Source organism: Halochromatium glycolicum, from assembly GCF_016584085.1.
GTDB lineage: Bacteria > Pseudomonadota > Gammaproteobacteria > Chromatiales > Chromatiaceae > Lamprobacter > Lamprobacter glycolicus.
This window is the reverse complement of the sequence record NZ_NRSJ01000108.1, coordinates 1-1,454: the sequence shown is the minus strand read 5'-3', so window position 1 is coordinate 1,454 and position 1,454 is coordinate 1. Positions and strand designations below refer to the sequence as shown.

The window sequence follows — 1,454 nt, the reverse complement described above, 5'->3', positions numbered from 1 at the left end:
CTCCAGACATCCCCTCGCGGGTTTGCCCTTGCCGTCGGCTAGTAGTTCTATTGGTCCAAGAGGACACTACAGGTACTCCTACAGGGGACTTTCACCCCATCAGTTCATGCCCATGCCGGGCGTACACTAGCGGCTCGGCCCGACCGCGCGTTGCCGCGCCGTCGCTGCGCTCCGGCGCGGCAACGCGCGGCGAGCCAGCCTTGACGTTAGCCGAGGACGCGGCGATATGAAGGAAATATACAAAATCACTTATCCCAACGGAAAGATATACGTTGGAAAAGATCTTATGGGAAGTATCAATTATTTCGGAAGTGCAAGTAGCAGTTTAATTGAAAAGGACTTCACCAGAGAACAAAGAAAAGTTTTTGTTATCAAAAAAGAGATTATATGGCAATCAGACACTGCTACCGATCAAGAAGTAAACAAGAAAGAGATAGAGTATATTAGAGAATATAATTCTAATGATTCATCAGTCGGCTATAACCAGTGGCCTAAACATAACAACCAAAGCTAATACACTTCGGGCAATGACGAAGAAATATATATACGGTGGTAGGCTGTGTGACGTTACGCCTGCTGGAGGCGTAAAGGGTATACTGATAAGAAGCGGATCAGAGTTGCTTTTTAGAGTGCATGAGAATGAAGAAACATTTACCGATTATGATATCCTGCATGATGACCTCTCTGTCACAATAGATCCAGAAGAATTAGCATCATTTTACAGCTATGGTGAAAATCATTCCCTTGATCACAGCCCAAATGTGTTTGGCCTCAAATCCGCGGACGCACGAGATTAATGCAAACTTTACCCATGTCATCAGCAACCCGCAATTATCGGCTAACAAGCGCATACAGCCGACGCAAAAAGCGCCGCTCGTTCCTCGCTCTGCTTTTTACGTCGGCTGATGCTTGTCGTTAGGCCAATATTGCAGTGCGGCAATCGCGTAAGGAGCCGTCAACAGCGTTGAGCCCAAGTTAAACATTATCATTGTGGTCGCACTACTACTACTTTGTTAGATTAAGTCCGAGTCCCCTGACTCAACCAGTATCATTCGCGCTGTCAGGATCATGTTCTCTGTCATATCGCTCGATGTCTTTACGTCGTTGTTCATGCCGGATGTCCATTTGTGCGATGCGCCGATCAACCGCATCAGGATCATTGAGGAGCATGGCGATGATGAGCAAACGGATGTCGCGAGCACTCAACAGGGGGACGGACCCTTTTTGCTGGATACGCTCTTTCACCAGGAACGACAAGGACAGCATGACCAGCGCCATATGATGGTGCCACGCCGTCCACTTTCTGACCTGATAGTCGGACATCCCGAGCTCGCTTTTGGCTTCCTGAAACGCGCGCTCGACCCAATAGCGCTGCGCCTGGCGATAGGCAAACCGCTCAATGGGTGTGGTGATGGCATCGTCGTTGCTCAACGAGTATTTGAGGGCGTTGTCCG

1 protein-coding gene and 1 pseudogene are annotated in these 1,454 nt (G+C 49.0%); one reads left to right on the top strand and one right to left on the bottom strand.

Annotated elements, in window-relative coordinates:
* The first annotated feature begins 226 nt into the window (after positions 1-226).
* Positions 227-514 carry a GIY-YIG nuclease family protein gene (locus CKO40_RS23675; protein ID WP_200348917.1) on the top strand — a complete coding sequence of 96 codons (288 nt, stop codon included), beginning with the start codon at positions 227-229 and terminating at the stop codon, positions 512-514.
* A 524-nt stretch (positions 515-1,038) separates the two neighbouring features.
* On the opposite strand, the pseudogene CKO40_RS23670 reads toward CKO40_RS23675, so the two are convergent.
* Positions 1,039-1,454 (bottom strand): annotated as a pseudogene (locus tag CKO40_RS23670) (IS701 family transposase); the annotation flags it as partial.